Here is a 25,662-nt window from a genome sequence, read left to right on the forward strand (position 1 = left end):
ACCCCGGCGCGCCTCCGTTCAGAGCAGGCCGAAAAGGAACCCGCCCGAGGCCTTCGGCTTCACCGCACCGTTCAGAAGCCCGTGGCTGCGGAGCGTGGCATAGGCATTCCGGTACCACCGCGAGCCGGGATAGTTGTAGCCGAGCACGGCGGCATTCCGGCGCGCTTCCTTGACCAGCCCGAGATCGAGATAGCACTCCACCAGCCGGTCGAGCGCCTCGGGGACGAAGGTCGTCGTCTGGTATTGCTGGACCACCACCTGGTAGCGGCTGATCGCGGCGGCATAGAGATTCTGCCGCTGGTAGAACCGGCCGACCTCCATCTGGTGCCCGGCCAGGCGATTCTCGACCAGCCGGAGCTTGATCCGCGCATCGCGCGCATAGGCGCTGTCGGGGAAGCGCGATATCACGTCCTGCAGGGCCTGCGCGGCCTCGAGGGTGAAGGTCTGGTCGCGCTGCACGTCCTCGATCTGCTCGTAGAAGCAGAGCGCCTTCAGATAATAGGCGTAGGCGGCTTCCGGGCTGGCCGGATGGAGCTCGATGAACCGGTTGAGCGCGCTGACCGCCGAATCGAAATTCTGCTCGCGGTATTCCGCGTAGCCCTGCAGCAGTTCGGCATGGCTCGCCCAGGTCGAATAGGGGTAGTTGACCTCGATCTCGCCGAAGGTCCGCGCCGCCTTCTTGTTCTCGCCCTTGTGGAGATAGGCGATGCCGTCGGCATAGAGGGCCGAAGCCGGCTTGAGCGGCTTGGACAAGGTCTTGTCCGCGCCGTCGTGACCGCTTGAGGTGCCGGTCTTGGCTCCGCCGCCGAACAGGCCGCAGCCGCCCAGAGCCAGCGGCATCAGCAGGACCAGGGCCGACAGCGCGCCGGCGCGTCGCGGGCGCTTCCGCGCCTGCGGGGGAAGGAACGGGGCCGGCCGAGCCGGAGTCTGCGAGTGCGTCATCGGGGCGGGCTTATAGCATGTCATTCGGCGGCGCGAAGCCTCCGGCCGCGGCGGGACCGTGGAATCGCGCCGGAATGCTTGCAAAACAAGGTAAAAAGGCCTATCCCCGGCCACAGCCGCGGGCGAGGTGCATGCGGCCTGTCGTCATTGCGGCGTCCCTTTCCGGCGGATGCGGCCAGGCGATACCCCTCAACCCCACCCGGCAAAGCCGGGCAGACGTGGCCACGATGATCGGACATACGGCGTGGCGCGCAAACCAAACCGGCCGCTTTTTGGCCTCGTTTCAAGGATTTAAACCGCTTCATGGGTTCAACCGCAACTGCCATGCGCTCGCAGGGCGCTGATCACACCACCGGTACAGAGGACTTCGCCGCGCTGCTCGACAGCACGCTCGGCAGCAATACCGGCTTCGAGGGCTCGGTCGTTTCCGGCCGGGTCTCGCGGATCGATGACGATTACGTCGTCGTCGATGTCGGGCTGAAGAGCGAAGGTCGCGTGCCGCTGAAGGAATTCGGCGCGCAGGAGATCAAGTCCGGCGACACGTTCGACCTCTATATCGAGCGCTACGAGGACAAGGACGGCTCGATCGTCCTGTCGCGCGAGAAGGCGCGGCGCGAAGAGGCCTGGACGGCGCTGGAGCGCGCCTATGAGCAGCAGGCGCGGGTCAACGGCGTGATCCACGGCCGCGTCAAGGGCGGCTTCACCGTCGATCTCGGCGGCGCCACCGCGTTCCTGCCGGGCAGCCAGGTCGATATCCGCCCGGTGCGCGACGTCACCCCGCTGATGGGCGTGCAGCAGCCGTTCCAGATCCTCAAGATGGACCGCGCGCGCGGCAACATCGTGGTCTCGCGCCGCGCGGTGCTCGAGGAAACCCGGGCGGAACAGCGCAGCGAGCTGATCCAGGGCCTCAAGGAAGGCCAGATCCTCGACGGTGTGGTCAAGAACATCACCGATTACGGCGCGTTCGTCGATCTCGGCGGCGTCGATGGCCTGCTGCATGTGACCGACATCGCCTGGCGCCGCATCAACCACCCGGCCGAGGCGCTGACCATCGGCCAGCCGGTGCGCGTGCAGGTGATCCGCTTCAACCCCGACACCCAGCGCATCAGCCTCGGCATGAAGCAGCTCGAGACCGATCCGTGGGAAGGTGTGGATGTCAAGTATCCGCCGGGAATCAAGGTCACCGGCCGGGTCACCAACATCACCGACTACGGCGCCTTCGTGGAGCTGGAGCCGGGCGTCGAGGGTCTCGTGCACGTCTCCGAGATGTCGTGGACCAAGAAGAACGCGCATCCGGGCAAGATCGTGGCGACGAGCCAGGAAGTCGAGGTCATGGTGCTCGACGTGGATGCCGGCAAGCGCCGCATCTCGCTCGGCCTCAAGCAGGTCCAGCGCAACCCGTGGGAGCAGTTCCTCGACGAACACCCCGTCGGCTCGATCGTCGAGGGCGAGATCCGCAACATCACCGAGTTCGGCCTGTTCATCGGCCTCGCGCCGGACATCGACGGCATGGTCCACATGTCCGACCTGTCCTGGGACGAGCCGGGCGAACTCGCCATGGCCAAGTTCAACAAGGGCGAGATGGTCAAGGCGAAGGTTCTCGACGTCGATGTCGAGAAGGAGCGCATCAGCCTCGGCGTGAAGCAGCTCGAGGAAGATCCCGCCGCCGGCGTGCTCGACCGTGTCCACAAGGGCATGATCGTGACCTGCGTGATCACCGCCGTGCAGTCGAACGGGCTCGAGGTGAAGGTGGACGACGTGCTCACCGGCTTCATCCGCCGCGCCGAGCTGGCGCGCGACAAGTCGGACCAGCGGCCGGAGAAGTTCGCCGTCGGCGAGAAGATCGACGCCAAGATCACCGCCGTCGACCGCGCCGCGCGCAAGCTGCAGCTCACGGTCAAGGGCAAGGAGATCGACGAGGAGAAGCAGGCCATGGCCGATTACGGCTCCTCCGACTCGGGCGCCTCGCTCGGCGACATCCTCGGTGCCGCCATCCGCCGCCGCAACCAGCAGGCTCAGAGCGAAAACTGAACCGGCACGACCGGCCAAGACTGGCAAACGCCGCCCTCACGGGCGGCGTTTGTTGTTTCGGCGTGATGGATGCAGCAAGGTCGATCGGGCCTGGACTCCGCCCGTTGCGCCGCACCGGCCCCGGGAAGCGGCGGACCCGGAGTCCCGGGTCGCAATGTCAGGGCCAACGGCCCTCGGCGCTGGCGATCTGCGCGGGGGTCGTCAGCTTGTAGGGACCTTCGGCGATCTGCGGCGCGTGATCGGGCAGCTTTTCCGGATCGGCCCAGCACTCGGGATCCCCGAGCGTCTGCGTGCAATAGGGCGGCGGCGGCGGCGGCACGTATTTCGGCACGCAGTAGCTCTTCTGCTCATCGAGCCGGACCATCGAGCAGTTGCGTCCGGATATCAGAGACACTACCGCATCCGGCACCGTCCGATGGATCGTGGTCAGCGTGACCACGTTGGCGGCCACGGTCGCGCCAGTGCCGATACCGCAACCGGCAAGCGGGATCACACAGAACAGGGCAAGCATTCGTCGCATCGGCGGCAGAATGGCATGAAAAAATGAAGACCTGGTTACGTTGCCCAACGCCCCGCGCGCGGCTATGGTCCGCCCGACCGACCCGATCCACTCTGCGCGTGGCGGCCCCGCCCCCTGCGCGAAACGAGCGAGAGCCAGCGTGCCCGATATTTTCGACGAAGTTGCCGAAGACCTGCGTGCCGAGCGCACCCGCGAGTTCCTCATGCGCTATGCCGGCGCGCTGGCCGGGGCGGCCGCCTTCGTGCTGCTCGCGATCGGCGGCTGGAAGGCGTGGCAATGGCATCGCCATCAGCAGGACCTGAAGGCGGCGGACCGCTACGTGACCCTGACCAGCCAGATCGGCCAGCAGGAAGCCGGGCTGACCAAATCGGGCGACATTGGCGATGCGAAACGGCTGGTCGATTTCGCCGGCACCGCCCCCGCCGGCTATGCCAACCTCGCCCGGCTGCGCGCCGCCGCGCTCTACGCCCAGGCCGGCGACCTCAAGACGGCGGGCCAGCTCTGGGCGGCGGTCGCGGCGCCCAACAGCGGCGCCACGCCGCCGGTCCACGATCTCGCGCTCCTCCTCCTCGCCCAGCACGAGATGGGCGTGAAACCGGATGCCGATGTGCGTGCCCGGCTCGCGACCCTCAACAAGCCGGGCAACCCATGGCAGCCGCTCGCGCAGCTCGACCTCGCCCTGCTCGACATGAAGGCCGGCAAGACGAAGTCGGCGCATGGCCTGCTCGAAGAGGTGAGCGCCGATCCCGCCTCGCCGCCCAACCTGCGGAACCTCGCCCAGGGCCTGATCGCGAAACTGAACGGATGACAAGCCGCACCATGACCGACCTTCGCGCCCTTTCCACTCTCGGGCGGCGCGGCGCGCTGCTCTCCTCGATGGCGCTGCTCACCGGATGCAGCCTGTTTTCGAAGGCAGTGAAGCCGCCGGTTCCGGGCCGCAAGATCCCGGTCCTGCCGCCGCACAATCCGCTTTCCGTCTCCAGCGGCGCGCCCGCGGTGACGCTGCCGGCGCCGCGCAGCCACGCGGTCTGGGGTCAGGCGGGCGCCAATGCCGCGCATGATGCCGGCGTCAGCGCCCTGCCCGCGCGGCTGACCATGGCATGGCGCCGGGATGTCGGCGCCGGAGCCACCTATCGCCGCACGCTGCACGCCGCCCCGGTCGCCGCCGGCGGGCGCGTGTTCACGATGGATGCGCTTGGCGTGGTCGAAGCCCATTCGATCGCCAGCGGCCAGCGGCTCTGGCGCCACCCCATGCGCCCGAAGCACGACAACAGCTTCGCCTATGGCGGCGGGCTGGCGGCGGACGGCACCACGCTCTACGTCGCGTCCGGCTTCAGCCAGCTCCTGGCCCTCGATCCGGCCAGCGGCAAGCCGCGCTGGACCAAGACGCTCGACCAGCCGTTCCGCTCGGCGCCAGGCCTTGGCGGCGGGCTGATCTTCGTCATCATGCTCGACGACACGCTACAGGCCTTCGATGCGAAGACCGGCGACTTTGCCTGGCGCTTCCCCACCGGCAACGGCTCGGGCGGCTCGATGTTCGGCGCCGGCACGCCGGCCTATCAGGATGGCATCGTCGTCGCCGGTTTCGGCTCGGGCGTGTTCGCCGGCGTGAACGCGACCGGCGGCTCCGCCGTCTGGGAGCAGAGCCTCGCGGCCGGGTATGACCAGACCAATCCGCTCGACGTGTCCAGCATCGTGGCGAGCCCTGTGATCGCCGGGGGTCTGGCGATCGCCACCGGCCTCGCGGGCACCACCGTCGCGTTCGACCTGCATTCGGGACGGCGCATCTGGGGGATCAGCGCGGGCGGCAGCGAGACCCCGGCCGTCGCCGGCGACTGGCTGTTCCTGCTGACGGAAAACCAGCGCCTCGCCGCGATCCATGTCGCTGACGGCGCCGTCGCGTGGGTGACCGAACTGCCGGCCTATGGCGATCCGAAGCGGCACAAGCAGCCGATTTCGTGGCATGGCCCGCTCGCCGCCGGCGCCGGCCTGGTCCTGACCGGTTCCGACAAGCGGATGATCGTGGTCGATGCCGCGACGGGCCGGCTGACCACTCCGCTCGCCGCCGGCCTCGCGCTCGACGGAGAGGCCGATCTTGCCCCGATCGCCGCCGCGGGAACGCTGTTCGCGCTGACCCGCAACGCGGTGCTGACCGCCTATCGATGACCACCTCCCCTGCCCGCACCCCGCGGGTCGCGATCTGCGGGCGGCCGAATGTCGGCAAATCCACCCTGTTCAACAGGCTGGCGGGCAAGCGCATCGCGCTCGTCGCCGACGAGCCGGGGGTTACGCGTGACCGCAAGGAAGCCTGGGGCGAGCTTGCCGGGGTGAAGGTCCAGCTGATCGACACCGCAGGGCTTGAGGAAGCGCCGCCGGACACGCTGCCGGGCCGGATGCGCGCCTCGACCGGGACGGCGGTGGACGAGGCGGATCTCGTGCTGTTCGTGTTCGACGCCCGCGCCGGCCTGCTGCCGGAGGACCGGCATTTCGCCGCCTGGCTGCGCCGGGCGGGCAAGCCGGTGATTGTCGTCGCCAACAAGGCGGAGGGGCGCGGCGGCAGCAACGCGGCGCTGGAGGCCTATGAACTCGGCCTCGGCGAGCCGGTGGCGGTATCCGCCGAGCATAACGAGGGCGTGTCCGACCTGATCGACCGCATCATCGAGGCGCTGCCCGAGACGGACGAGGTCGAGGATGAGGATGGCGAACGGCCGATGCACCTCGCCATCGTCGGGCGGCCGAATGCCGGAAAGTCGACCCTGATGAACCGGCTGCTGGGCGAGCAGCGGGTGATCACCGGCCCGGAACCCGGCCTGACCCGCGATGCGATCGCCGCCGAACTGACCGATTCGGCCGGGCGGCGCTATCGGCTGTTCGACACCGCCGGGCTGCGCCGGCGCGCGCGGGTCGAGGCGGGGCTGGAGAAACTCTCCACCTCATCGACGATCGAGGCGCTGAAATTCGCCGATACGGTGGTGCTCGCGATCGATGCGCATGAGGGGCTGCACGACCAGGATTTCACCATTGCCCGGCTGATCGAGCGCGAGGGCCGCGCCTGCGTCATCGCGCTGACCAAGTGGGACCTGGTGGAAGACCGCGACCGCACCCGCCGCGCGATTCTCGAACGGATGGAACACTCGCTCTCGCAGATGAAGGGGATCACGCTGGTGCCGCTCTCGGGCGAGACCGGCGAGGGTGTCAAGAAACTGCTGCCGGCGGTGCGCGAGGCGGACCGCATCTGGAACACGCGGGTCACCACCTCCGCACTCAACCGCTGGTTCGAGGGCGCGCTGGAACGCTTCCCGCCGCCGCTGGTCGAGGGGCGCCGGCTCAAGCTGCGCTATATCACCCAGGTCAAGGCGCGGCCGCCCAGCTTCGCGGTGTTCGGCACCAGGGCGGAACTCACGCCCGACAGCTACCAGCGCTACCTCGTCAATTCGCTGCGCGAGCGGTTCGGCCTCGAAGGCACGCCGATCCGCCTCGCGTTGCGCGGCACCAAGAACCCCTACGCCGACGAGTAACCGGGCCGGCGCATGCCGCTAGTGTCCCGAATCTGAAATTCACCCACGAATTTCAGGCGCAGGACACCAGTGCATCATCCGATCCGTAAGGATCGGAAAATTGCCCTAATACTGGCCGTTCGGGTAGCCATTGCCCTGATCATACGGGCTTCCCTGATAGGGGCCGCCCTGGTTGCCGTTCTGATACTGGTATTGGCCGCCCTGCTGATACGATCCGCCGGGATAGCCGTTGCCGTAATAGCCGCCTTGCTGCTGGTCGGGGTACCGGTTCATGTCGCGCCGGTCCTCGGGGCGACGGCCGGAATTGTAGTACTGGCGATCGTATCCGCCCTGGCCATATCCCGGTTGGCCGTTGCGGTAATAGCCGGGCGGCGGCGGCGGCGGCGGGGACGGGGTTGTCAGCGCGCCGCCCGCGGCCCCCACGGCACCACCGATCAGCGCGCCGGTCGCCGGGCTGCCGCCGGTCGCGGCACCGATCGCGGCACCGGCGCCGGCGCCGATCGCGGCGCCGCCGAGAGCGCGCTGGCCCGGATCATAGGGATTGGTGCAACCGGCGAGCGCCAGCGCCGAGGCGATCACCGCCACGCCAAGGCCGGCACGCCGGAGCGCGCGGGTCGAAAGGATCTGTTGCATGCTGTGGTCCTCCATTCGTACGCACCATCCGGATAGCCGGGCAACATGGCCCGGCCATGGTCGAAATATGGCGATTATGGAGCAGACGGCGCGACCGGCGCGCCGTGGCGGCGGAATTCGATCGGGATGACGAACTGCATCCGGGCCGGCGCGCCCGCTGGCCGGCGCTTCAGGATCGCCTTGCGGATCATGGCCAGCGCGGCCTCGTCCAGCCGGGGATTGCCGGCGGACCGCACGACCCAGGCGCTCGTCACATGCCCGGCCGGATCGATGGTGAACCCGTAGAAACCGACATGGGTGACGCCCTTCTGCCGCAGCAGGGCATGCGCCTCGCGGTCGAGCGCGGCGCGGGTCCTGGCGTCGATAGGGTGCTGCGCCGGCGCGGCAAACGCCCCGGCCGCGAGCAGCAGGGCAAGGCCGCCGGCGGCGGCAAGACGGGCGAAGGGCCGGAACCGCCGATCCATCACCCGGATGCCTTACAGCGCGCCGCCGCGCCGGCCGATGGCGCCGCCGAGGCGCAGGCGCAGGGCGTTCAGCTTGATGAACCCCGCCGCGTCCTGCTGGTTGTAGGCGCCCTCGTCATCCTCGAAAGTGACCATCCGCGCCGAGTAGAGCGAGTTGGGGCTTTCGCGGCCGGCGACGATCACGTTGCCCTTGTAGAGCTTCAGGCGCACGCGGCCGGTGACGGAGTTCTGGCTGGCGTCGATCAGCGCCTGCAGCATCCGCCGCTCCGGGCTGAACCAGAAGCCGTTGTAGATCAGCTCGGCATAGCGCGGCATCAGGCTGTCCTTCAGATGCGCCGCCTCGCGGTCGAGCGTGATGCTCTCGATGGCGCGATGCGCCGCGAGCAGGATCGTGCCGCCCGGCGTTTCGTAGACGCCGCGCGACTTCATGCCGACGAAACGGTTCTCGACGAGGTCGAGCCGGCCGATGCCATTGTCGCGGCCAAGCTCGTTGAGCCTGGTCAGCAGCGTGGCCGGCGAGAGCGCCACGCCGTTCAGGGCCACCGCGTCGCCCTGCGCGAAATCGATGCTGATTTCCGTCACCACGTCCGGCGCCGCCTCGGGGCTGATGGTGCGCTGGTAGACGATCTCGTCCGGCGCCTGCGCGGGGTCTTCGAGGATCTTGCCCTCGGAGGAGGAGTGCAGCAGGTTGGCATCGACCGAGAAGGGCGCCTCGCCGCGCTTGTCCTTGGCGATGGGAATCTGGTGCGCCTCGGCGAATTCGAGCAGCTTGGTGCGGCTCGTCAGGTTCCACTCGCGCCAGGGGGCGACGACCTTCACATCCGGCTTCAGCGCGTAATAGGCCAGTTCGAAGCGGACCTGGTCGTTGCCCTTGCCGGTCGCGCCATGCGCCACGGCGTCCGCGCCAACCGCCTCGGCGATCTCGATCTGCCGCTGCGCGATCAGCGGCCGGGCGATCGAGGTGCCCAGCAGGTACTGGCCCTCGTAGAGCGCGTTGGCGCGGAACATCGGGAAGACGAAATCCTTCACGAAGGTTTCGCGCAGGTCCTCGACGAAGATTTCCTTGACGCCGAACATCTCGGCCTTGCGCCGCGCCGGCTCAAGTTCCTCGCCCTGGCCGAGATCGGCGGTGAAGGTGACGACCTCCGCCCCGCGCTCGGTCTGCAGCCAGCGGAGAATGACACTCGTATCGAGCCCGCCCGAATAGGCCAGCACAACTTTCTTCACGCTGTTTTCAGCCATCGTTCTCTGTCCCGGTTCTACCTCACGCGCGGCCTATCAGCCGGATCGCGGCGGGGCAAGAGCCGGCGCGGCGGATCAGGTCGCCGTGGTGCCTGAGGCCGCCGCCGGCTTCGGCCCGATCAGCTTGCGCAGCTGCGCGATCGTCGCCGGCGTGTTCCAGTCACCCGCCCCCTGGAGGGAGGCGACCATCTGCCCCTTGCGGTCGACGATCACGGTGAAGGGAATCCCGTTCACGTCGAACGCGTCGAGCGCGCTCGAACTCGGGTCGAGCAGGATCGGCACGCCGGTGATGTGGTGCTTCGCGTAATAGGGTCGCACCGCCTTGATCCCCTGGCTGTCCACGGAGATCGGCAGCACGCGGATGCCATCGCCCCGGATCCGCGGATTGAGGGCGACCAGCGTGGGCAGTTCGGCGCGGCAGGGCGGGCACCAGGTCGCCCAGAAATTCACCACCAGCCCCTCGCCGCGGAAATGGGCCAGCGTCAGCCGCCGGCCGAACGCATCGAGGAAGTGGAAGTCCGGCAGCGGCTGCGGCACGGTCACGTCGAGATTGGGGGCGACATCCGGCAGCTCCATCGCCTCGGCGGATTTGCCGATCCCGGCGAGCGAAGTTAAGTCAGGCAGCACAAGACCCGCACCCAGAGCCGCGAACTGCCGCCGAGAAAGCCCGAAACGCATGACCGCCGATACCTCTTCCAAACCGAATATGACGAATTCTGGTGCCGATCAGGCCGGAACGCAACCATCCCGCCTGCAATGGGGCGGACGATTTGCCGCCGGTCCCGCATCCGTGATGCAGGCGATCAATGCCTCGATCGGGTTCGATCAGCGGCTCTGGCGGGAGGATATCGAAGGCAGCCTCGCCCATGCCGGCATGCTCGCCGCGATGGGAATCATCTCCGCCGAGGACGAGGCGGCGATCCGCGCCGGACTCGCCGAGATCGCCGAGGCGATCGCCGAGGGGTCGTTCACCTTCGATCCCGCGCTCGAGGACATCCACACCAATATCGAGGCCTGGCTGGTCGCGCGCATCGGCGAGGCCGGGCGCCGGCTGCACACCGCGCGCAGCCGCAACGACCAGGTGGCGACCGATTTCCGCCTCTGGGTGCGCAACGCGATCGACAGTCTCGACGGCCAGGTGCGCGAGCTGATGCGCGCGCTGGCCGACCGCGCGGCCGAACACGCGGCCACCATCATGCCTGGCTTCACCCATCTGCAGACCGCCCAGCCGGTGACGCTCGGGCATCACCTGCTCGCCTATGTCGAGATGCTGTCGCGCGACCGCGGCCGCCTCGCCGATGCGCGCCGGCGGCTGAACGAATGCCCGCTCGGCGCGGCCGCCCTCGCCGGCACCACCTTCCCGATCGACCGCAGCATGACCGCCGCCGCCCTCGGCTTCGACCGGCCGACCGCGAATTCGCTCGATTCGGTCTCGGACCGCGACTTCGCGCTTGAATTCCTCTCCGCCCTCTCCATCCTCGCGATGCATCTTTCGCGTTTCGCCGAGGAGATCATCATCTGGACCAGCGCGCCCTATCGCTTCATCCGGCTGTCCGACGCCTATACCACCGGCTCGTCGATTATGCCGCAGAAGCGCAACCCGGACGCCGCCGAACTCGCCCGCGCCAAGGCCGGGCGGATCTTCGGGGCGCTCACCGGCCTGCTCGCGGTGATGAAGGGCCTGCCGCTCGCCTATGCGAAGGACATGCAGGAGGACAAGGAGCCGGTGTTCGACGCCGCCGATGCCGCCGAACTCTGCCTCGCCGCGATGACCGGCATGGTGCGCGACATGATGCCGGACGTGCTGCGGATGCGATCCGTGGCCGGCGCCGATTTCTCGACCGCGACCGATCTTGCAGACTATCTCGTGCGCGATCTCGGCCTGCCCTTCCGCACCGCCCATCACGTCACCGGCCGGATCGTGAGCGAGGCCGAGTCGCGCGGGCTCGAGCTCGTCGCCCTGCCGCTCTCGGTCATGCAGGAGGTCGAGCCGCGGATCACCGAGGCGGTGTATGATGTGCTGACCATCGAGGCCTCGGTCGCCGCCCGCCGCACCCTCGGCGGCACCGCGCCCGACAATGTCGCCCGCGCCGCCGCGCGCTGGCAGGAGACGCTGGCATGACCCGCTCGCTGCTGCTCGTCCTGCTCGCCTGCGCCGCTCTCGCCGCCTGCGGCCGGGCCGGCGCGCCCTCGCCGCCCGGCCCGGCGAGCCAGGTGATCTACCCGCATCAATATCCCTCCGAATGATGAACGCCCTCACCCGCGACCAGGCCTGGCACCGTCTCGTCGCCGCCCGGCCGAACCTTTCGTTCCACGCGATGGACGGGCTGTGCCTCGATGACGTGCCGCTCGCGTCCATCGCCGCCGCCCACGGCACGCCCACCTGGGTCTACAGCGCCGCGACGATCGAGGGGCGGCTCGCCGCCCTGCGCGCGGCCTTCGCCGGCGAGGGGCTGGCGCCGGCGATCCGCTACGCCGTGAAGGCGAACGACCACCTCGCGATCCTCGGCCTGGTGCGGGCCGGCGGCGCCGGGGCGGACGTGACCAGTGCCGGCGAATTCGCCCGCGCCGAGGCCGCCGGGATCGCGCCGGGGGCGATGGTGTTCTCCGGCGTGGGCAAGCGGGAGGACGAGCTGCGCCGCGCGCTCGCCGCCGGCATCGGCCAGCTCAATGTCGAAAGCGCCGAGGAGCTGGAGATGATCTCCGGCATCGCCGCGGCGATGGGAGTTGCCGCACCGGTCGCGCTGCGGGTGAACCCGGATGTCGCCGCCGGCGGGCACGACAAGATCAGCACCGGCCGGAAGGGCGACAAGTTCGGCATCGGCTTCGATGACGCGGGCGCGCTGTATCGCCATGCCGCGGCGCTGCCGGGCATCGAGGCGGTCGGGTTTTCCACCCATATCGGCAGCCAGATCTTCGCGCCCGCCGCCTTCGAGGCGGCTTACCGGCGCGTGCTCGGCCTGATCGGGGCGCTGCGCGGCGAGGGGCTCGCGGTGCGCCGCCTCGACCTCGGCGGCGGCTTCGGCATTCCCTATGACGATGGCACCGCCTTCCCCTTCGCGGCGCAGGCGGCGATGGTCCGCCGCGTGCTCGGCGGCCACGATCTGGAGCTGATCGTCGAACCCGGCCGCTGGCTCGTCGGCCCGGCCGGCGTGCTGCTCGCCCGCGTGACGCTCGTCAAGCGCGCCGGAGCGGAACGGTTCGTCGTGCTCGATGCCGGGATGAACGACCTGATTCGCCCGGCGCTCTATGGCGCGCGGCACGGCATCGTCCCGGTCGGCGCCGCCGATGCCGCGGGCGCCCCGGCGCCGGCCGAGGTGGTCGGTCCGGTCTGCGAGAGCAGCGACCGTTTCGGCACCCACGACCTGCCAGAACTTGCCCCCGGCGCGCTGGTCGCGCTGCTCGATGCCGGGGCCTATGGCGCGACGATGAGCAGCACCTATAACGGCCGCCCCTTCGCCGCCCAGGTGATGATCGCCGACGGCGCGCCGCAGCTGATCCGCCGGCGCCAGGCGCTGGATGAACTCTGGCGCGACGAGATCGTGCCGCCGCGCCGGTAATGCCGGCGGCGCGCCTCGCCCGGCTGCGGCGGCGGGCGCGCCGCGTGCTGGCGATCGAGGCCGTCGCCATTGCCGCGATGCTGCCCGCTTGCGTGATCGCGGTGTTCCTCATCGTCGGCCTCGCCGGATTCGGCGGCTGGAAGGCGGATCTCGCCGGCCTGATCGCCCTTGCCTTCGCGCTCCGCCACGCGATCCGGCGCTATCGCCCGCCCGCGCCCGAGGCCGCCGACCGCCGCATCGAGCGCGATTCCCGCCTGCCGCACCGCCCGCTCGCCGCCCTTGGCGACGAACCGGCGCTGGCCGGCGCGATGCCGCTCTGGGATGCGCACCGCGCCCGGCTCGACCGTTCGCTCGCCACCGCAAGGGTCGGCCTGCCGCGGCCGGATTTCGCGGCGCATGATCCGTTCGCGCTGCGCTTCCTGCTCCTGCTCGGCCTGATCGCCGCGTGGATCGCCGCCGGATCGCAGGCCGGGCCACGGCTTGCGGCCAGTGTCGATTTCACCTCGCCCTTCGCCCGCCCCGGCCTTGGCGTGCAGGCCTGGATCACCCCGCCGCGCTGGGCCGGAACCACGCCGCGCCTGATCGGCGCCGGAACCGGCAAGGTCCGCGCGCTCGCGGGCTCGACCCTGTCGGTCGTCGTCACCGGCGCGGGCAGCGCCGCGCCAGCCGCGCGGATCGCCGGCAAGGCGCTCGATTTCACGAATATCGCGACCGGCAGCTTCCGCGCCCGCCTCCGGCTCGACCATACGGCGACGCTGACGATCGGGCCGTTCTGGAACCGCATCGCGCGGTACCGGATCACGGTGATCGAGCCGACCCCGCCGCGGATCGGCTTCGCCGCCCCACCCGGGCCGGCCGGTGATGGGCAGCATGTGGCCCTCGCCTGGCGCGGCACCAGCCGCTACGGCCTCACCGCCCTCGGCCTCGACATGGCGCCCGTGGATGCGCCGGGCGCGGTGCCCGACCATGCCGCCCTGCCAGCGCCCCCCGCGCACGCGGCCTCATTCGCCGGCAGCGCCCGGCTTGATCTGCTCGCCAGCCCACTCGCCGGCATGATGGTGGACGGCACGCTGGCCGCCGTGAACCGCGACGGCCAGACCGGCACCTCCTCGCCCGCGCGGTTCCAACTCCCCGCCCCCGCCCTGCACAATCAGGTCGCGCGGGCGATCGAGGTCCTCCGGCACGACCTCGCGCTCGGCACGCCGGGGCGCACGGTGCTCGCGGCGCGACTCCGCGCGCTCGCCGCGGCGCCGCCGGGTCCGCTTACGCCCGGCACGCGCAAGGCACTCGCGCGCTTCGCCGCCGGCTTCGGGCCGGCAACGCCGGATTACGCCCAGGCCCAGGCCAGCCTCTGGATGCTCGTCCAGCGCGCCGAACTCGGCGCGACCTACAAGGCGGTGCAGAAATTTGATGAAGCCGCCCAGGCACTGCGCCAGGCGCTGAAGCGCGGCCTCGCCGGCCATCCGGCCGACCGGCAGACAATCGAACGGCTGATATCGCGCCTCGACCGCGCCATGCAGGCAAGGCAGGCCGCGCACGGCACGCCGGACGCCCGCGCCGCCGCGCGGAGGAGCGCCATCGACCGTCTGGCCCACCGGATCGAGAACGAACTGGCGGCGGGCGAAACGGCCCGGGCCCGGCAGGACCTGGCGAAACTCCGGCAGATGCTCGACCGGATGCAGAACCCGAGCGCCCGTTCGGAGTCGCAGGCGGCGCAGCGGCAGCAGGAGGCGGCGCGTCATCTCGCCTCCATCATGCGCCAGGAGGCGCGGCTGATGGACCAGACGGCGCAGCGGGCAACGGTGCCCAGGTTCGGCAACCAGGCGGCAATTCCAGAGTCGAGTCCGTCGGCGGGGCTGGCCGGGCGGCAGGATGCGCTGCGCCGCCAGCTTTCATCCGCCGCCAGAGCCATGGCGGGCGCGGGACTGCCGGGGCAGGCGCAACTCGGTCATGGCCAGCAGGCGATGGCGAGCGCCGGGAACGCGCTCCGCGCGGGCGACATGCGGGCCGGGCTGTCCGGCGAGCGGGCAGCGATCGCGGCGCTGCAACAGGCACAGAACGCCCTCGCGACGATGCCCGGCAAGGCGGCGATGCCGGGCGGCGGGCCTTCGGGCCTCGGCCAGCATGCCGCCGGCGGCGCGGGCGAGTTCGGCAACCAGAACGACAGCACGGTCAGCATCGGCAAGGCCGGCGCGCATTCCGACGCCAGGCGGATCCAGGGCGAACTGATCCGGCGCGACGCCGCGCCCGGCCTGCCGCCCGAAGCGCATCGCTATTACGGCAGGCTGCTCGGCGGCGAATGACGCCCTGCCCCGACCGGAGGCGGGAGGGGCGGAGCGCCGAAGGCCGCTTCCGGCCGGTCAGTCCTTTCGGGGCAGGCGGCGGGAACTCCCGGTCTCGCCATGCGCGGCGACCAATTCCTCGTATTGCTGCGGCGGCAGGTAGTCGGCGAGGATCTTCATCGGCGGCCCGTCGGCGCGGATCTGCCCGCCATCGAGCCAGAGCAGACGGTTGCACCACTCCACGAGGATCGAGGCGCTGTGACTGGCGAGGACAAGCACCTCCGCATGGCGCACCATGCCCTCGACGCGGTCCTTCGCCTTTTCCATGAAGGCGGCGTCGCCGGCGAGGATCCATTCGTCCATCAGCAGGATCTCGGGGGGAAACGCCGTCGCCATCGCGAAGGCGAGGCGCACCACCATGCCCGAGGAATAGTTGCGCACCGGCAGGTCGAGGAACTGGGCGAGTTCGGAGAAATCCTCGACATCCGCCTCGAGCCGGTCGATTTCGGGACGCGCGAGGCCGAGATACTGGCCACGCAGGCGGATGTTCTCGCGCCCGGTGAGGTCGGGGTTCATCCCCTGGCCGGGATCGAGCAGCGAGGTCAGCCGCCCTTCCATCGAAAGCGACCCGACCGTCGGCTGGTAGATTCCGGAAAGCGCGCGCAGCAGCGTGGTCTTGCCCGAGCCGTTCGAGCCGATCAGGCCGAGCCGGTCTCCCGACCTCAGCGAGAAGGAGATGTTGCGCAGCGCCTGCACGACCGGCCGGCTACGCTGGTCCCGCGCGAAACGCGACGAGGCATGGCCGATCAGGGTCTTCTTCAGCGACCGGCTTTCCGCGTGATAGAGCGGAAAGTCGACGGAAATGTTGAACGCGGTCAGATGGGTCATGGCTTACACCCAGTATGCCACGCGGCCGCGCATGCGGGCGAAGCCGACCGCGGCGAGCAGGACCAGAAGGGCGGACACGAACACGGCCTCGAGGCCGATCTGCAGGCTGATCGGCGTGCCAAGCAGCGGCGCCCTGAGAATTTCGAGGATCGGGTAGAAGGGGTTGAACTCGATGAGCAGCTTGCCGAGCGGATGGCTGTTCAGCACCTTCGCATACCAGATCACCGGCGTGATGAAGAAGGCGATCTGCATGACCGACAGGATGATCTGCGGCAGGTCGCGGAAGCGGGCGCAGAGCGCGCCCATCAGCAGCGAGATCGCGACGGCGTCGATCATCCACAAGGCGAGCGCCGGGATGGCGAGCAGCGAATACAGGCTCTGATGCACGTCCATGATCGCGAAGACGACGACGATGACGATCAGGTTATGGGCGAGCACGATCGTGTTGCGCACCACGTTGCGCGCCGCATGCACGACGAAGGGCATCCGCGTGCCCTTGATCAGCGTGTCGCTCTGGGAGAAGCAGGTGCTGCCCTCGGAGATCAGGGTGTTGAGATACGTCCAGAGCACCATCGAGATGGCGAGATACGGCAGGTAGGTGTGGATGTCGGTGCGGAAGAGCACGCCGTAGAGAAAGGCCATTGCCGCCACCTGGACGCCGGTGGAGATGGTCAGCCAGAACGGCCCCAGCGCCGAGCCGCGATAGCGGAGCTTGATGTCGTAGAAGGCGAGCGTCCAGATCAGGCGCCAGAGCTTTGCTCCCTCGACCAGATCGGTCGAAGCCAGTCGCACGCGCTGGCCCCAGCCGCGATCGGCCGACAGGGTGAAATGCGATTGTTTGCGAAACGTGCTCAGCGCCGGCGCGGCCGGTGTCGTGTCGTTCATGTCGAAATCACTGCTCCTGCCGACAGGGGGCGCGATGGCCCGGGCCGGCCGTGAATATCCGAATCAGCGGATGCCTGATAGCCCGCCAGAAAGCATATAGTGTCAAATCCGATTAAGAATCAGATACATATCATTCATCTCCCTGAGGTTTGATCCCCGGAGCCCAGGCCGCGTCGTGGCCTGGCTGGGGTGGGAGGATTCGAACCTCCGCATGGCGGAATCAAAATCCGCTGCCTTACCGCTTGGCTACACCCCATTCGACCCGGTTGATATGGCGTCGGCGCCCGCTCGGCAAGCCCCGTCATGAGCGGAGTTCGTGCCGGCCCGCGCATCAGGGCCATGTTCATCGCGCGGCAGTTCGGTTACATCGGGGCCGTTGTCACGGGGAGCATCGCACATGAACCTGATCGCCGCACGCCTGAACCGGATCAGCCCGAGCCAGACGATCGCCATTTCGACCAAGGCGCGCCAGCTCAAGGCCGAGGGCCGCGACATCATCAGCCTCTCCGCCGGCGAGCCTGATTTCGACACGCCGGACCACATCAAGCGCGCCGCCATCGCCGCGATAGAGGCGGGCGAGACCAAGTATACCGACGTCGCCGGCACCATGGCGCTGCGCAAGGCCGTCGCCGCGAAATTCAAGCGCGACAACGGGATCGACTACACGCCGCAGGAGATCATCGTCTCGACCGGCGGCAAGCAGGTCATCTTCAACGCCATGCTCGCCACCGTCGAGGCCGGCGACGAGGTGATCATCCCGACACCGTGCTGGGTCAGCTATCCGGACATCGTCCAGCTCGCCGAGGGCAAGCCGGTCTTCGTCCCCTGCAGCCAGAACAACGGCTTCAAGCTGCGCGCCGAGGATCTCGAGGCGGCGATCACGCCGAAGACCAAGTGGCTGATGCTGAACTCGCCTTCGAACCCGACCGGGGCGGCCTATTCGGCGGAAGACCTCCGCCCGATCTGCGACGTGCTGCTGCGCCACCCCGACATCTGGGTGTTCACCGACGACATCTACGAGAAGCTCGTCTATGACGGCTTTGCTCCGGCCACCATCGTCGGCGTCGAGCCGAAGCTGCGCGAGCGCACGGTGACGATGAACGGCTGCTCCAAGGCCTATGCGATGACCGGCTGGCGAATCGGCTTCTGCGGCGCGCCGGTCCAGCTCATCAAGGCGATGGACAAGCTGCAGAGCCAGTCGACCTCGAACACCTCCTCGGTCAGCCAGGCCGCGGCCCTCGCCGCGCTGGAAGGCCCGGAGGACGCGATCGACGTGATGCGCGCCGCCTATCGCGAGCGGCGGGATCTCGTGGTCGCGATGCTCAACGAGGCCCCGGGCATCACCTGCTCGAAGCCCGAGGGCGCGTTCTACGTCTTCCCCTCGATCGCCGGCTGCCTCGGCAAGACCTCGGCGGGCGGAACAAAAATCGTCGATGACGAGGCCTTCGTCACGGCGCTGCTGGAAGAGCAGGGAGTCGCGGCCGTGCATGGCAGCGCCTTCATCTATCCCGGCTATTTCCGGGTCAGCTACGCGACCTCGACCGAGGCGCTGCGCGACGCCTGCACCCGCATCCAGACCTTCTGCCAGGGGCTGCGCTGAACCGCGGCTTCCGCCTCTCCCGACCGCCCCACGGTTTTTCAGGCCCGCGCGATGCAGATCGCGCGGGCCTTTGCGTCGATTCGGCATTGTGCGGCCACCCGCTTGCCGGGCCGGCGCCATAAGTCTAGCATAAGAACAAACAACGAACACATAAGACCGTCCGGGCCCGACTCGGCGCAAGAGATTTTTTTGGATTAACTTGATCTAGTGGCGATTGCGCGATGCCTACCCAATATGTTGTTATGTGCTTCGCCGAAACGACGGGAGCCCCCACTGCAATGAACGCGATCAACCGACCCGAACCCGCATTGCTCGACACCGATGTGCAGATCCGTGGGGGTTATCAGATCAGGATCGACCGCTCGCGCGATTCGCTGCTCACCGAATTCGGCCGCGCGACGCTGAACGACCGCTATCTGATGCCGGGCGAAAGCTATCAGGACCTGTTCGCCCGCGTCGCCTCCTATTATGGCGACGACGCCGAGCACGCCCAGCGGCTCTACGACTACATCAGCAAGCTCTGGTTCATGCCGGCGACCCCGGTGCTGTCGAACGGCGGCACCAAGCGCGGCCTGCCGATCTCCTGCTTCCTCAACGAGGCGTCGGACAGCCTGGAAGGCATCGTCGATCTCTGGAACGAGAATGTCTGGCTCGCCTCCAAGGGCGGCGGCATCGGCTCCTATTGGGGCAACCTGCGCTCGATCGGCGAGAAGGTCGGCCAGAACGGCAAGACCTCGGGCGTCGTTCCCTTCATCCGGGTGATGGACAGCCTGACGCTGGCGATCAGCCAGGGCTCGCTGCGCCGTGGTTCGGCCGCCGTCTACCTGCCGATTTCCCATCCGGAGGTCGAGGAATTCATCGAGATCCGCCGCCCCACCGGCGGCGATCCGAACCGCAAGGCGCTCAACCTGCATCACGGCATCCTGGTCTCCGACGCGTTCATGCGCGCCGTGGAGGCGGACGAGATGTGGGCCCTCACCTCGCCCAAGGACGGCGCGCATGTCCGCTCCGTCTCCGCCCGCTCGCTCTGGATCCGCATCCTGACCGCCAGGATCGAGACCGGCGAGCCCTACATCATCTTCGCCGACCACGTGAACAACGCGCGGCCCGAGCACCACAAGCTCGCCGGCCTCGAGGTAAAGACCTCCAATCTCTGCGCCGAGATCACCCTGCCCACCGGCCTTGATCATCACGGCCAGCAGCGCACCGCCGTCTGCTGCCTGTCATCGATCAATCTCGAGACATGGCTCGAATGGCACGACAATCCGCAGTTCATCGAGGACGTGATGCGCTTCCTCGACAACGTCTTGCAGGATTTCATCGATAGCGCGCCGGACTCGATGGCCCGCGCCAAATACGCCGCGATGCGCGAGCGCTCGGTCGGCCTCGGCGTGATGGGGTTCCACTCGCTGCTGCAGTCGCTCAACATTCCGTTCGAGAGCGCGATGGCGAAGGCGTGGAACATCCGCATCTTCCGGCATATCCGCGCCGGCGCCGATGCCGCCTCGCGCAAGCTCGCCGAGGAACGCGGCCCCTGCCCCGACGCCGCCGAATACGGCGTGATGGAGCGCTTCTCGCACAAGATGGCGATCGCGCCGACCGCCTCGATCTCGATCATCGCCGGCAATTCGAGCCCCGGCATCGAGCCGATCGCCGCCAATGTCTTCCTGCAGAAAACCCTGTCCGGCAGTTTCTCGGTGCGCAACCGCCACCTGCAGCAGCTCCTCGCCGCCAAGGGCCGCGACGATGAGGAAACCTGGTCGAACATCACCGTCAGCAAGGGCTCGGTACAGCATCTCGATTTTCTCACCGACGACGAGAAGGCCGTCTTCAAGACCGCCTTCGAACTCGACCAGCGCTGGGTGATCGAACACGCCGCCGACCGCACGCCGTATATCTGCCAGAGCCAGTCGATCAACGTTTTCCTGCCGGCAAATGTCCACAAGCGGGATCTGCACCAGATCCATTTCCAGGCATGGAAGAAGGGCGTGAAGTCGCTCTATTACTGCCGCTCTCTCTCGATCCAGCGCGCTGACACGGTGAGCGAGAAGGTGCAGCGCCACGAGCACGGCGACGCCGCCAACCGCACCGCGCCGGCCCCGGCACCGCTGGTTGCCGCCGCCGCAAGCACGACCAATTACGAGGAATGCCTGGCCTGCCAGTAGTCCGGCCGCCGCGTTCCCACGTCTTTCCGAGGATCTGCCTGAATGTCCGTCACCACCGCCGATACCGCCGCGCCCATCCCGGTCGAAACCCCCGCGCATTTCGACTTGCTCACGGAAAACCCGGTCTACAAGCCGTTCCGCTACCCCTGGGCCTACGAGGCATGGCTGACCCAGCAGCGCGTCCACTGGCTGCCGGAGGAAGTTCCCCTCGCGGACGACGTGAAGGACTGGCACCGCAACCTCACCCCCGGCGAGCGCAACCTGCTCACCCAGATCTTCCGCTTCTTCACCCAGGCGGATGTCGAGGTGAACAACTGCTACATGAAGCACTACAGCCAGGTGTTCAAACCGACGGAAGTGCTGATGATGCTGTCGGCCTTCTCGAACATCGAGACGATCCATATCGCCGCCTATTCGCACCTGCTCGACACGATCGGCATGCCCGAAGTCGAATACTCGGCCTTCCTCAAATACAAGGAGATGAAGGACAAGTATGACTACATGCAGGAATTCAGCGTCGACTCGAAGCACGAGATCGCCAAGACGCTGGCCGCTTTCGGCGCCTTCACCGAAGGGCTGCAGCTCTTCGCCTCCTTCGCGATCCTGCTGAACTTCCCGCGCTTCAACAAGATGAAGGGGATGGGCCAGATCGTCTCCTGGTCGGTGCGCGACGAGAGCCTGCACTGCAACTCGGTGATCAAGCTGTTCCGTACCTTCGTCGCCGAGAACCCGGAAATCTGGACCGAGGAACTGCGGCGCGAGATCTATCTCTGCTGCGCCACCATCGTCGATCACGAGGATGCCTTCATCGACCTCGCCTTCGAGTTCGGCGCCGTCGAGGGGCTGACCGCCGAAGAGGTGAAGCGCTACATCCGCTATATCGCGGATCGCCGTCTGCTCCAGCTCGGACTCAACCCGCTCTTCCATGTCGACAAGAATCCGCTTCCCTGGCTCGACGAGATGCTCAACGCCGTCGAGCACACGAACTTCTTCGAGAACCGCGCGACCGAATACAGCAAGGCCTCGACGGCCGGCTCCTGGGACGAGGTTTGGTCATGATGAAATCGTGTTCGGGACATTCGGGCAGACAGACGGGCCGAACCGGAACACTCTCCCCCTGACATGAAAAAATCTCCCGGTGAGGCATGTCCTCACCGGGTTACTATCGACCGCCCCGTCGGATGGTCCGATCTCAAGGCCAATTCGATGTTGTCTCATGCATCATGACCGTTCGCCGAAGGGGCGAAACCGAGCCCCGGCCACGGCCATGGGCGCAGCGCCGATTCAGGCGCGGCCTACCTTGTCGAGACGCCCACGCTGTCCGAAAAGCTGGTGCCGGGTGAGGGATTTGAACCCCCGACCTTCGGTTTACAAAACCGCTGCACTACCGCTGTGCTAACCCGGCGTTCTGTCTGAATAGCCGTGTTTTGCCGGGTTCAGGCTTCCGGTCAAGTGCCCTTCGGTGGCCAGCCGGCGGGCTTCGGAGGCTGAAGACTATTGCTTCAGTATTGCATGCGGCACGAAAAGCGACCACGGACAGAAGCCCTCGCCAAATGCCAGATCATGAACACCTGAAATCCGGAAGACGCAGATTTTCACCACGTCTGAAGTGATCCGTGGGCTTCATGGACATCTTGAACATGACATTGCCGAAGCCTTTTCCCGACCGGACGCTCATCGACGGAATTCTCGACTTCCGTGATTTCGACGGCATAACACGCCACGAACGCGCGGACGGGATCGATTATTTCATCAACGCGTTCTGGACGTCCGGCCAGCGCCAGGCCCACGCGATCCACGAGATTTCCTACCGGGCCTGCTTCAAGCCACAGCTTCCGGCCTTCTTCATTTCCCGCCTCACTGCCCCGGGCGATCTCGTGTTCGACCCCTTCATGGGCCGTGGCACAACGCTGGTGCAGGCGGCGCTGATGCAGCGCCGGGCCGCCGGCAACGACATCAATCCGCTTGCCGCGCTGATGTGCCGCCCCCGGCTGCGGCCGATCGATCTGCATGATATCGCCGATTCGCTGCGCAGCGTGGACTGGGCGCTCGGGAAAATCCGTCGCGACGACCTGCTGGCCTTCTACCATCCCATGACCCTCGCCCGCCTCGAGGCGCTGCGGGACTGGCTCGCCGAACGCGCCCCGCTGGGCGCCGTGCGGCCCGATCCGGTCGCCGACTGGATTCGCATGGTCGCGATCAACCGGCTCACCGGCCACTCCCCCGGCTTCTTCTCCGGCCGCTCGATGCCGCCCAACCAGGCCGTGTCCGTCACGGCGCAGCGTCGGATTAACGAAAGGCTGGGCCTCGCCCCACCCGAGCGCGACATCGCCGCCCTCATCCTCCGGAAATCGAAATCCCTGCTGCGCGACGGCACCGTTCCCGCCTGTGGCGCGCCTGGCCTGCACACCGGTCCGGCCTGGCATGTTCCGGGCCTGGCCGCGCGCTCGGTCGCCCTGGTCGTCACCTCGCCGCCGTTTCTCGATGTCGTGGACTATGCGGCCGACAACTGGCTGCGCTGCTGGTTCGCCGGGATCGATCCCGGCGCGGTCGCAATCGACCTGCACCGGAGCGAAGCCGCCTGGACGGAAATGGTGCGCCGCGTGCTCGCCGAACTGGCCCGGCTCGTGCGGCCGGGCGGCCATGTCGCCTTCGAGGTGGGCGAGGTGCGGCGCGGCCGGGTGCTGCTCGAAAAGCGCGTCTGGCAAGCGGCGGATGGCCTGCCCTTTCAACGGCTTGGCGTGCTGGTCAACCTTCAGACCTTCACCAAGACCTCGAATTGCTGGGGCGTCAGCAACGGCACGCGGGGAACCAATTCCAACCGGATCGTCATGCTCCGCCGGCTCTGAACGGCCCGCCTCAGCCCGCGATCGTCCCGTAGAGCACCGGCCGCCGGTCGGCCAGCAACGGATCGCGGCGGCGCACTTCGGCGAGGTGTCCGGGATCGATCCGCGCCATCAGTCGCGTCGGGCCGGCGCCCGCTTTGGCCAGCACCGCGCCGTCCGGCCCGCAGATCGAGGAATGGCCGATATAGTCGATCCCCGGCTCGCCGCCGCAATGATTGGCATAGGCGATGTAGACCTGGTTTTCATAGGCCCGGGCGGGGACCAGCGAATCCGCCACAACGTAATAAGGCGGCATCAGCGCCGTGGGCACCAGGATCAGGTCGGCTCCCGCCAGCGCCATCATCCGCGCCGTCTCGGGGAATTCGATGTCATAGCAGATCGCGAGGCCCAGGCTCAGCCCCCGCCAGGCGACAACCGGAAATCCATCCCCCCGTAGCGCGAACATCCCGCGGTCGAGATCCCCGAACAGGTGCACCTTTCGATAGATCAGCCGCGCGCCGCCGGCCTCGTCGATCAGGATCGCGCTGTTCGCGACCCCGTCGCCCACACGCTCGGGGAAGCCGAAGCACAGCGCGATGCCGACCTCGGCCGCGAGTGCCCTCGCCCGGCCGATTTGCTCCCCTTCCGGATCCAGCGCCAGCTCCCGCGCACGCGCCGCGCCGAGATTGTATCCGGTCAGGAACAGTTCCGGGAGCACCAGAAGATCCGCGCCGGCGGCGGCGGCGGCCCGCGCCTCCTCGCCGAGCAGGGTGTGCCCCGCTTCGGGATCGGCGAAACGGCCCTCGGTCTGGCAGATGGCAATGTTCACGGTCATGCAACAGGGATAGGCCCGCCGCGCCGCCGAGGCAATTGTCCATCGTTCGGGCGGCGCGGGCAGGCCCTTTGGGCCGCGGCCTATATCGGCGCCAGCACGAGGTGGTCGCCACGGCGGGCGATCGCACCCATCCGCGCGCCCTGGGAACCGGAGGCCATCACGATGTCCCCCGGCGCGATCAGGTCGGCGGCCGGGCCGAAGAACCCGTCATCCTCAAGGACGGAAAGCGCCTCGTTGCCTGCGCGATAGTGCCAGAGGGTGAAGCCGTTGGCGTAGGCGAGGACGGAAAGGTTGCGCAGGGTCAAAGTCATTTCATGTCTCCTTCTGAAAGCGGGCTCGGATCTTTCCGGCGGTTCCGGAATTTTTTTCCTGTTCGCCGGTCATTCTCCAATTCTGTTTCGCATCTGGACTCAGCGGTTCTGACGGGGCGAAGATCATCGCGACAGCTCCATGAGAACGAAACAAGAACATACTAACCAGAGGTTGTATCCGCCGCAAGCGTTAACTCATGGTTTTCCTTAATTTTTTCTTTCAAAGACCCATAAATCCGTTAAGAACAAGACGATGCAGCACGAAGATATCTGGCGGGCGATTGACGCGCTGGCGGCGCAACGGGGGCTGTCGGCTTCCGCCCTTGCCCGCAGCGCCGGGCTCGACCCCACCAGCTTCAATCCCTCGAAGCGCCGCACGCCGGATGGCCGGCTGCGCTGGCCCTCGACCGAGAGCATCGCCAAGATTCTCTCGGCCAGCAGCATCGGCATCGAGGCCTTCGCCGCCCTGGTCGGCGGCAGAAGCACGACGCCGGCCGGCACCAGCCGCCCGCGCCGGCCGGCGGTGCGCACCGTGCCGCTGGCCAGCCTCGCGCAGGCCGGCCAGGGCGGGTTCTTCGACGAGGGCGGCAACCCGACCGGCGGCGGCTGGGACCGCATCGCCCTGCCCGTCGGCGATGCCGGGATCGCCGGCGATCCGCACGCCTTCGCGCTCACCATCCAGGGCGATTCGATGGACCCCGTCTATCGCGATGGCGACATCATCGTGGTCTCGCCCGCGTCCCCCGTGCGCACCGGCGACCGTGTCGTCATCCGTACCGCCGGTGGCGAGGTGATGGCCCGGCAGTTGCTGCGCCGCACCGTCTCCCGGGTCGATCTCGGCTGCTTCAATCCCGCCTACCCGCCCCGCGGCTTCATGACCGAGGAGATCGGCGCCCTTCACCGCATCGTCTGGGCCAGCCAGTAGGAAGCGCTCTTCCCGCCGGCGCGGCGGGGCTGTAAG

The 25,662-nt window shown here is 68.0% G+C and carries 23 protein-coding genes and 2 tRNA genes; 13 read left to right on the forward strand and 12 right to left on the reverse strand.

The window, feature by feature from the left end:
* Window positions 1-18: 18 nt before the first annotated feature.
* Window positions 19-942 (reverse strand): outer membrane protein assembly factor BamD, encoded by a 924-nt coding sequence (locus ACMV_RS05515; protein WP_007423282.1) that lies wholly within the window; start codon window positions 940-942, stop codon window positions 19-21.
* Window positions 943-1,245: 303 nt separating this feature from the next.
* On the opposite strand from ACMV_RS05515, the gene rpsA reads away from it, so the two are divergent.
* On the forward strand, window positions 1,246-2,973 hold the full coding sequence (rpsA, locus tag ACMV_RS05520) for a 30S ribosomal protein S1 (RefSeq protein WP_007423283.1): 1,728 nt from the start codon (window positions 1,246-1,248) through the stop codon (window positions 2,971-2,973).
* A gap of 157 nt (window positions 2,974-3,130) precedes the next feature.
* Here rpsA and ACMV_RS05525 read toward each other — a convergent pair whose 3' ends face one another.
* Window positions 3,131-3,484, reverse strand: a complete 354-nt coding sequence (locus ACMV_RS05525; protein ID WP_013639802.1) for a hypothetical protein — start codon at window positions 3,482-3,484, stop codon at window positions 3,131-3,133.
* A 148-nt stretch (window positions 3,485-3,632) separates the two neighbouring features.
* Here ACMV_RS05525 and ACMV_RS05530 point away from each other — a divergent pair, with 148 nt between their 5' ends.
* The 3 genes from ACMV_RS05530 to der are packed head-to-tail and all read left to right on the forward strand — an operon-like array spanning window position 3,633 to window position 7,011.
* On the forward strand, window positions 3,633-4,301 hold the full coding sequence (locus tag ACMV_RS05530; RefSeq protein WP_013639803.1) for a tetratricopeptide repeat protein: 669 nt from the start codon (window positions 3,633-3,635) through the stop codon (window positions 4,299-4,301).
* An 11-nt stretch (window positions 4,302-4,312) separates the two neighbouring features.
* Window positions 4,313-5,659 (forward strand): PQQ-like beta-propeller repeat protein, encoded by a 1,347-nt coding sequence (locus tag ACMV_RS05535; protein ID WP_231295361.1) that lies wholly within the window; start codon window positions 4,313-4,315, stop codon window positions 5,657-5,659.
* Window positions 5,656-7,011 carry a ribosome biogenesis GTPase Der gene (gene der, locus ACMV_RS05540; RefSeq protein WP_013639804.1) on the forward strand — a complete coding sequence of 452 codons (1,356 nt, stop codon included), beginning with the start codon at window positions 5,656-5,658 and terminating at the stop codon, window positions 7,009-7,011. The genes ACMV_RS05535 and der overlap by 4 nt, the downstream gene beginning before the upstream one ends.
* Window positions 7,012-7,116: 105 nt before the next feature.
* Here the strand turns inward: der and ACMV_RS20590 are convergent, their stop codons facing one another.
* The 4 genes from ACMV_RS20590 to ACMV_RS05560 form a co-directional block, all read right to left on the reverse strand.
* On the reverse strand, window positions 7,117-7,644 hold the full coding sequence (locus ACMV_RS20590) for a YMGG-like glycine zipper-containing protein (protein WP_041665246.1): 528 nt from the start codon (window positions 7,642-7,644) through the stop codon (window positions 7,117-7,119).
* A gap of 74 nt (window positions 7,645-7,718) precedes the next feature.
* Complete coding sequence (locus ACMV_RS05550) at window positions 7,719-8,108, reverse strand: energy transducer TonB family protein (protein ID WP_007423030.1); 390 nt, start codon at window positions 8,106-8,108, stop codon at window positions 7,719-7,721.
* A gap of 12 nt (window positions 8,109-8,120) precedes the next feature.
* Complete coding sequence (locus ACMV_RS05555) at window positions 8,121-9,350, reverse strand: argininosuccinate synthase (protein WP_007423029.1); 1,230 nt, start codon at window positions 9,348-9,350, stop codon at window positions 8,121-8,123.
* Between the two features lie 75 nt (window positions 9,351-9,425).
* Window positions 9,426-10,028, reverse strand: a complete 603-nt coding sequence (locus ACMV_RS05560; RefSeq protein ID WP_011941746.1) for a TlpA family protein disulfide reductase — start codon at window positions 10,026-10,028, stop codon at window positions 9,426-9,428.
* Between the two features lie 28 nt (window positions 10,029-10,056).
* On the opposite strand from ACMV_RS05560, the gene argH reads away from it, so the two are divergent.
* From argH to ACMV_RS05575, 4 genes are read left to right on the forward strand one after another with little or no spacing between them, the layout of a single operon-like run.
* Window positions 10,057-11,472, forward strand: a complete 1,416-nt coding sequence (gene argH / locus ACMV_RS05565; RefSeq protein WP_011941745.1) for an argininosuccinate lyase — start codon at window positions 10,057-10,059, stop codon at window positions 11,470-11,472.
* The gene (locus ACMV_RS21790) at window positions 11,469-11,597 is read left to right on the forward strand and encodes a hypothetical protein (protein WP_256363794.1); all 129 of its coding nucleotides are present in this window, start codon (window positions 11,469-11,471) and stop codon (window positions 11,595-11,597) included. Before argH ends, ACMV_RS21790 begins: the two co-directional genes overlap by 4 nt.
* Complete coding sequence (gene lysA, locus ACMV_RS05570) at window positions 11,594-12,910, forward strand: diaminopimelate decarboxylase (protein WP_013639806.1); 1,317 nt, start codon at window positions 11,594-11,596, stop codon at window positions 12,908-12,910. The genes ACMV_RS21790 and lysA overlap by 4 nt, the downstream gene beginning before the upstream one ends.
* The gene (locus ACMV_RS05575; protein WP_013639807.1) at window positions 12,910-15,213 is read left to right on the forward strand and encodes a DUF4175 family protein; all 2,304 of its coding nucleotides are present in this window, start codon (window positions 12,910-12,912) and stop codon (window positions 15,211-15,213) included. The genes lysA and ACMV_RS05575 overlap by 1 nt, the downstream gene beginning before the upstream one ends.
* A gap of 57 nt (window positions 15,214-15,270) precedes the next feature.
* On the opposite strand, the gene ACMV_RS05580 is transcribed toward ACMV_RS05575, so the two are convergent.
* From ACMV_RS05580 to ACMV_RS05590, 3 genes are all read right to left on the reverse strand, one after another.
* Window positions 15,271-16,080, reverse strand: coding sequence for an ABC transporter ATP-binding protein (locus ACMV_RS05580; protein WP_007424308.1), 810 nt, complete (start codon window positions 16,078-16,080; stop codon window positions 15,271-15,273).
* Between the two features lie 3 nt (window positions 16,081-16,083).
* Window positions 16,084-16,965 carry an ABC transporter permease gene (locus ACMV_RS05585; protein WP_007424309.1) on the reverse strand — a complete coding sequence of 294 codons (882 nt, stop codon included), beginning with the start codon at window positions 16,963-16,965 and terminating at the stop codon, window positions 16,084-16,086.
* Between the two features lie 181 nt (window positions 16,966-17,146).
* Window positions 17,147-17,221, reverse strand: a tRNA-Gln gene (locus tag ACMV_RS05590).
* 141 nt (window positions 17,222-17,362) lie between these two features.
* On the opposite strand from ACMV_RS05590, the gene ACMV_RS05595 reads away from it, so the two are divergent.
* From ACMV_RS05595 to ACMV_RS05605, 3 genes are all read left to right on the forward strand, one after another.
* Window positions 17,363-18,565, forward strand: a complete 1,203-nt coding sequence (locus ACMV_RS05595) for a pyridoxal phosphate-dependent aminotransferase (protein ID WP_013639808.1) — start codon at window positions 17,363-17,365, stop codon at window positions 18,563-18,565.
* Window positions 18,566-18,843: 278 nt separating this feature from the next.
* Window positions 18,844-20,730, forward strand: a complete 1,887-nt coding sequence (locus ACMV_RS05600) for a ribonucleoside-diphosphate reductase subunit alpha (RefSeq protein WP_007424311.1) — start codon at window positions 18,844-18,846, stop codon at window positions 20,728-20,730.
* Window positions 20,731-20,772: 42 nt separating this feature from the next.
* On the forward strand, window positions 20,773-21,789 hold the full coding sequence (locus ACMV_RS05605; RefSeq protein WP_013639809.1) for a ribonucleotide-diphosphate reductase subunit beta: 1,017 nt from the start codon (window positions 20,773-20,775) through the stop codon (window positions 21,787-21,789).
* A gap of 271 nt (window positions 21,790-22,060) precedes the next feature.
* On the opposite strand, the gene ACMV_RS05610 is transcribed toward ACMV_RS05605, so the two are convergent.
* A tRNA-Thr gene (locus tag ACMV_RS05610) sits at window positions 22,061-22,135 on the reverse strand.
* A 235-nt stretch (window positions 22,136-22,370) separates the two neighbouring features.
* Here ACMV_RS05610 and ACMV_RS05615 point away from each other — a divergent pair.
* A complete protein-coding gene (locus tag ACMV_RS05615) occupies window positions 22,371-23,579 on the forward strand; it encodes a DNA methyltransferase (RefSeq protein ID WP_231844489.1) in 1,209 nt (402 codons plus the stop codon).
* Window positions 23,580-23,589: 10 nt separating this feature from the next.
* Here ACMV_RS05615 and ACMV_RS05620 read toward each other — a convergent pair whose 3' ends face one another.
* Together ACMV_RS05620 and ACMV_RS05625 are read right to left on the reverse strand one after the other, a co-directional pair.
* Window positions 23,590-24,390, reverse strand: a complete 801-nt coding sequence (locus tag ACMV_RS05620) for a carbon-nitrogen hydrolase family protein (RefSeq protein ID WP_013639811.1) — start codon at window positions 24,388-24,390, stop codon at window positions 23,590-23,592.
* Between the two features lie 80 nt (window positions 24,391-24,470).
* On the reverse strand, window positions 24,471-24,701 hold the full coding sequence (locus tag ACMV_RS05625; RefSeq protein WP_007424315.1) for a hypothetical protein: 231 nt from the start codon (window positions 24,699-24,701) through the stop codon (window positions 24,471-24,473).
* Window positions 24,702-24,954: 253 nt separating this feature from the next.
* Here ACMV_RS05625 and ACMV_RS05630 point away from each other — a divergent pair, with 253 nt between their 5' ends.
* The gene (locus ACMV_RS05630; protein WP_013639812.1) at window positions 24,955-25,626 is read left to right on the forward strand and encodes a S24 family peptidase; all 672 of its coding nucleotides are present in this window, start codon (window positions 24,955-24,957) and stop codon (window positions 25,624-25,626) included.
* The last annotated feature ends 36 nt before the right edge of the window (window positions 25,627-25,662 follow it).

This window comes from Acidiphilium multivorum AIU301 (assembly GCF_000202835.1).
GTDB classification, from domain to species: domain Bacteria; phylum Pseudomonadota; class Alphaproteobacteria; order Acetobacterales; family Acetobacteraceae; genus Acidiphilium; species Acidiphilium multivorum.